Source organism: Acidimicrobiia bacterium, assembly GCA_016650365.1.
Lineage (GTDB): Bacteria > Actinomycetota > Acidimicrobiia > Spongiisociales > JAENVV01 > JAENVV01.
On sequence record JAENVV010000123.1, the window covers coordinates 1 to 5,704 of the forward strand.

Genomic DNA, 5,704 nt, shown 5'->3' on the forward strand with positions numbered 1-5,704 from the left:
CAATCATGCTTGCGGCGAGCGCCACCGCTAGCAGGACACTGAAGTTCGTCGATCTTGATTTGCGTCTGGTCATTAGGGCCTCTCGTAGTGAATGCGTCCATCGTATGGTGAACCGTTTCTGTGATCCGCACCTTGCTCGCGAGTTCAACCTTGAATTTGCGGCTGGCGGAGCCGCAGTTCGGGCAAGGCGTCATGCGCGCCGCTCCGGGTGTACAGTCGCGTTTAGCCAACACCGAACATTCTCGGTGCGGCATAACCCGGAGAATTAGACGTGACGCGACGCCGTTTGCCCATGGTATTGACGATTGTGTTTGCGTTGATGGCTACCGCATGCAGCAGCGGGGCCAATCCCGAACCGGCGATCACCCAGCCATCGGCCACGGTAGCTTCCACTTCTGAAACAACCACCACCACGACTGGCACCCTCGAAACGACCACGACGGTTGCGACCACCACGACCGCGATCGCCGAGCTAGAAGGAGGCGACTTCGTCGGTACCTGTGAAGGGGTCAGCCACGAGGCGGCCGAGACAGCGGCCGGGACCCCCCTTGGAGCATTGACCGAGGACGAATATGAAGATGCCGGGACCGTCCACCGATGCTTTTGGTCCGGACCACAAGGCGACCTCGTGGTCATCGTTTCGCCTGCCCGGGGCGACTTCACCGACGAGGCGGCTTCGTTGACCACTGGGTGCGAAGGTGGTGTCGTCGACGGGGTTGGCGAGGAAGCCGCCGGATACGTGTGCGAATATCCGGCAGAACTAGGAGGTGGCTTGATCGGCATGTTGATCGTGCGTATTGGGGATCTGACCGTGCAAGGGAGCCTGAAGAACAGCGACACTTTCGACCCGCTCGTACCGTTCCTCGCCGATGCGGTACTCCCGACGATCCTTACCCCCAACGGCTAGGTCTCCAACGGTTACCTGCTTGATTCTGAGGCGAGGAGCCATCGGAGGTTATGATCTTCCTAGGGAATCGCACGGGAGGAACCATGCAAAGATTTGTTGGTTTGTTGACGATCTTCGGACTCCTGGCAGGCGCCTGCGGAAGCACGGAAGAGGCCGCCACCACGGTCCCCGTTTCAACGACTGCCACGGCCTCGACCAAGACGACCACTACGGTTCATGTCGACACGACAGCACCTTCCACGACGACGACCACCGTAGCCGCGCCAGCAGCCTTTTCTTCGGGTGCATTTCCCGTGCCGTTCTCGATCGTCAAACCCGCCAACCATGGTCTGAAACAGAGCACAAATTTCACGAACGACATCTTCTACCTTGAGGGCCGGTCCGGTTCTAATATGTATCTGCTCCTGACCATAAGGGGGCCGGCGACGCTCGACGACTGGCGGGCCGCGGAGGCCGGACAAGCGATCACTCTGTCAGAAGTGCCGCAGAACACGACGATCGGCGGATTGCCGGCGACCTATCTCGAGTTCAACGTCCAGGACTCACATCCAGTCCCTGGTGAGCTGGAGACATTTCAGTTCGAGGTTGGAGATATAGGGCGTGTCTATATGGTTGATGTCAACGGTGAGGCCATCACAATTCTGGCCATCGCCGCGCCCGATCTTTGGACTGATTTCCAATCAGTAGTCGATGAACTGCTCGGCGGACTGACCTGGAAATAGGAGCCAGGCTAGATCCCACCCATGGCGAGGTACTTGGTCTCCAGGAACTCTTCGAGGCCTTCGTGACCACCCTCGCGGCCGATACCGGACTCTTTGACACCGCCGAAGGGGGCGACCTCGGTCATAAGTAGGCCGGAGTTGATGCCGACCATACCGTAATCGAGGCCTTCGCCCACCCTCCAGATACGCCCTACATCACGAGCGAAGAAGTAGGCGGCCAGGCCATATGGCGTGTCGTTGGCTGCTGCGATTACTTCTTCGCTCGGGATCTGGTTTTCTGCGGTAACTGACAGGTCGAATGCAACCATTCGGCTACCTCGAGAGTGGTTGAAGTGTGGACGACGAAACGATCTATAGGAAGAACCGGGACGATCTGATCCGCCCGGGACGAGAAATTCGCGGAGGGTCTCACCTCGGTCGGTGCACTCATGTTCTAGGTCTGGTCGACCCAGCTTTGGAGGCCGCTGAGACTCAACCCGAACCTGAGGTGGCCCTTTCCCAGCCCCAACTCAGCGATGATCTGCTCCGCTGAGCAGCCCCGGGTGTCGGCGATGGTGAATGTGGGGGCACCGGCACCGCCGGACGCGAACGCCTGGCCCCCATACCACGCCGTAGCGGCGGTTCTTGAGATCACCCTGGTTGATGCTGTCGGGCACGGTCCCCGGGCAGTCGTCGACGCCGTCGAGGACACCGTCATCATCAGAGTCGATGGCAAAGGCGTAGAGGCCGTTGGTGCCTGAGCCGATGTAGAGGGTGCCGTTTGCGAGGGTGGGTGAGGATGTGACGTCGCCTCCGATGTCAGTGCCCCACAGGATGGCGCCGGTGTTGGCGTCGTAGGCGTAGATGTTGGTGGGTTCGGTGCCGATGAGGGTGGAGCGGGGGGTCCCCAGGTAGACGGTGCCATCGGCGACGATGGGGGTGGAGTGGACCGGCCCGCCCGTGACAGTCACCCACACGATGGCGCCGGTGTCGGCGTTGAGGGCGTAGAGGCCGTTGGTGCCGGAGCCGATGTAGAGGGTGCCGTTTGCGAGGGTGGGAGAGGATGTGACGTCGCCTCCGATGTCAGTGCCCCACAGGATGGCGCCGGTAGGAGGCGCTCGCTGCGATCAGGTACAACGGCGCTGAGGGTCTCGTAGTCCATTCGCTTGATCGTCTCGCTCGATCATTGACGATTCAGGAGGCGGCGCTGCAACAGGTCTGGACGGCGGGTGGCCGGATCATTGCCTTGGACTCGGGTGAAGTACTGGCCGACGACCCGGATGATCCGGTTCGGACACCGTCTGCACGGTGGTCAACCCCATACGAGCGCGAGCCGAAGGTTCAAACCCAAACGACGCCAACCATCCGTGCCACATTCTGCTGGGCGGCGATCCGATCCCTAATCGAACCGACCTCCTCGGCATCCCGATGCGTCTCCAACGCCTTGTACAACATCGAGCCAAACTATCAGAACTAGTCAACCAACCAACTCCTTCTTTCAGTATCCGATCCAACGCCGAGTATGGGTCGGGTCGTGGGCGCCGAAGCCGCCAGGCGACCTCGTTCCGGGGTAGGTTCAGGGGAGGAGGCAATAGTGGATCGCCCGTCTGGCACGGTCACGTTCGTGTTTACCGATATTGAGGGGTCAACGCGTCTGTGGGAGGAGTATCCGACGGCTATGCAGTCCTGTCTTGCGCTCCATGACGGGATCATGCGGTCGACGATCGAACGGCACGGCGGGTACGTGTTCTCTACGGCTGGAGATGCGTTCGCGGCTGCTTTCGCTCGTGCGGGGGATGCCATCTTGGCGGCTGTGGAGGCGCAGCGGATGCTCGGGTCCGCCGATTGGGGCGATCTATCGGTCAGGGTGCGGATGGGGGTGCACACAGGCGAGGCGGAGGAGCGAGCAGGCGATTTCTTTGGCCCGGCTCTGAATCGGGGGGCCCGGTTGATGGCGGCGGCGTATGGGGGTCAGGTGCTGGTGTCGTTGGCGACCGAGCAGGTGGTGGTGGGTGGGTTCCCGGACGGGGTCAGTTTGGTTGATCTGGGTGAGCACCGACTCAAGGACCTTTCCCGCCCCGAAAGGATTTTCCAGGTGTGCTCGACCGATCTGCCGTCTGTATTCGCGCCGTTGCGGACGGTGGACGCTACGTTGAACAATCTGCCGATCCAGCCGACCTCGTTCGTGGGTCGCGACCAGGAGCGGGCGGAGCTGGAGAAGCTGGTTAGGGGTGCCCGGCTGGTGACCGTTACAGGGGTGGGTGGGGGTGGGAAGACCCGGTTGACACTCCAGGCGGCCGCCGAACTCCTCGACGAGTTCCCCGATGGGGTGTGGTTCGTGGATCTTGCTCCGTTGGACGATCCGGCGCTGGTCGCCCCGGCCGTGGCTGCCGTGTTGGGACTGCGGGAGGTGGTCGGCCAGCCGCTGTTGGACACTGTCGGGTTACACCTGGAAAGCAGACGCACCCTGTTGGTTTTGGACAACTGTGAACACCTCCTCGACGGGGTCGCCGCGGTGGCCGGTCACCTGCTCGCCCACACGGTCGAGGTTCGGATGTTGGCCAGCAGCCGGGAACCGATTCGGGTCCGTGGGGAGGTCACCTATCCGCTCTTGACCTTGCCGACCCCGGAGTTGGATGCCGGTCAAGGCGAGATCATCCGTGCTCCAGCGGTGCGGTTATTCGCCGAGCGGGGAGCTGCCGTGCGGCCCGACTTCCGGCTCACCGCCGACACTATCGCTCCGGTGGCGGAGATCTGTCGGCTGTTGGATGGGATTCCGTTGGCGTTGGAACTGGCCGCTGCCCGGCTGGGGGTGATGTCTCCCGCCCAGATCGCCGCCCGGCTCGACGACCGTTTTCGGCTGCTCACCTCCGGTCATCGCGACGATCTGGCTCACCACCGGACCCTCGAAGCGACCATCGACTGGTCCTACCAACTTCTCCCGGAGACGGGACAGAACCTATTTGGGCGGCTGTCGGTGTTCCGGGGCGGCTTCGACCTGGAGGCGGCCGAGGTGATCTGCGTGGGCGGCGATATCGAACCATTTGCGGTGGCGGATCTGCTGTTCGACCTGGTGGATCGTTCACTCGTCGTCGCTGATCAGACGGGCGACACGGTTCGCTACCGCCTGCTGGAAACCCTCCGCCAGTTCACGGACCGCAAGCTGGTCGAAACCGGGGAAAAGGGTCAGCTACAGAGGAAGCACGCCACCTATTACATTGAACGGGCCGAATCATTCGAAGTATTGGGCCGATCGGATGAGGACACCGCCTTTGGTGCCTATGAGCGCGATTACGAGAACCTGATCGCCACGCTCGAATGGTGCCTCGACCAGGACGAAACCGATCTGGCCATGCGCTTCTTGGCCGCCGTCGGTATCTACTGGTTTTCTCGGGGCAACGTGCCTAAAGGGGGCGCTTGGATCAAAGGTCTGTTCGACACCTCGGCCTCGGTCGCATCCGCCATCCGGGCCAGGGCGCTCGTCGCGGCGGGGGTTGTTAGTTTCGCCAAAGATTTCGGCACGGCCCGAGCCTACCTGGAGGAGGCAGTTCAGATGCTTCGACAGCTTGAGGAACAAAACCCGAGTGGATTCTCGTGGTTGGCTAGGGCGCTCTGCAACCTCGGTGTTGCCGTCGCCTCCGAAGGGAGCGGCGACCTTGTTGGAGCGAGGCGCCTCACCGAGGAGGCAAGAGACCTCGCACACAGGAAGGAAGATTCGACCAGCGAAGGCATAGCCTTGATGAACCTGTCCATCTTGACCCTTGAACTTGGCGGCGATCTCGACGAAGCGGCTGGAATGGCCCGGCGAGCGACTGACCTCTTTCGCCATTCGGGTATGCACTCTCGGCTGGCGGAAAGCCTCTCTGAACTCGGCGAAATCGAGGTGCGCCGAGGTAACTCGAAAGAAGGAGAAGCCCTCTTACGCGAGAGCATCCGCCTCTCCACCGATCACCACTACCGGCCCGGCCAAATCGACACTAGCCACCGGCTCGCCAGATGGCTGACCAGCCAGGGAGCCCACGCCGAAGCCAACCAACTCCTAGCCAACGTCCTCCCGCTCCTCGAACAAGCACCCACCCACTACGCGGTGGAAGCA

General features: G+C 61.9%; 5 protein-coding genes. 3 read left to right on the top strand and 2 right to left on the bottom strand.

Going from position 1 to position 5,704, the window contains the following annotated elements; translation table 11 throughout:
* Window positions 1–271 precede the first annotated feature (271 nt).
* Window positions 272–907 carry a hypothetical protein gene (locus tag JJE47_07260; GenBank protein ID MBK5267217.1) on the top strand — a complete coding sequence of 212 codons (636 nt, stop codon included), beginning with the start codon at window positions 272–274 and terminating at the stop codon, window positions 905–907.
* A gap of 83 nt (window positions 908–990) precedes the next feature.
* Entirely contained in the window at window positions 991–1,629 is a 639-nt protein-coding gene (locus JJE47_07265) for a hypothetical protein (protein MBK5267218.1), read from the top strand.
* Window positions 1,630–1,637: 8 nt separating this feature from the next.
* Here JJE47_07265 and JJE47_07270 read toward each other — a convergent pair whose 3' ends face one another.
* Entirely contained in the window at window positions 1,638–1,937 is a 300-nt protein-coding gene (locus tag JJE47_07270) for an aldehyde dehydrogenase family protein (GenBank protein ID MBK5267219.1), read from the bottom strand.
* 201 nt (window positions 1,938–2,138) lie between these two features.
* Window positions 2,139–2,708 carry a PQQ-like beta-propeller repeat protein gene (locus JJE47_07275; protein ID MBK5267220.1) on the bottom strand — a complete coding sequence of 190 codons (570 nt, stop codon included), beginning with the start codon at window positions 2,706–2,708 and terminating at the stop codon, window positions 2,139–2,141.
* Window positions 2,709–3,202: 494 nt separating this feature from the next.
* Between JJE47_07275 and JJE47_07280 the strand changes: the two genes are divergently transcribed.
* Window positions 3,203–5,704, top strand: a 2,502-nt coding sequence (locus JJE47_07280) for an adenylate/guanylate cyclase domain-containing protein (protein ID MBK5267221.1), incomplete at its 3' end; no start/stop codon positions are given.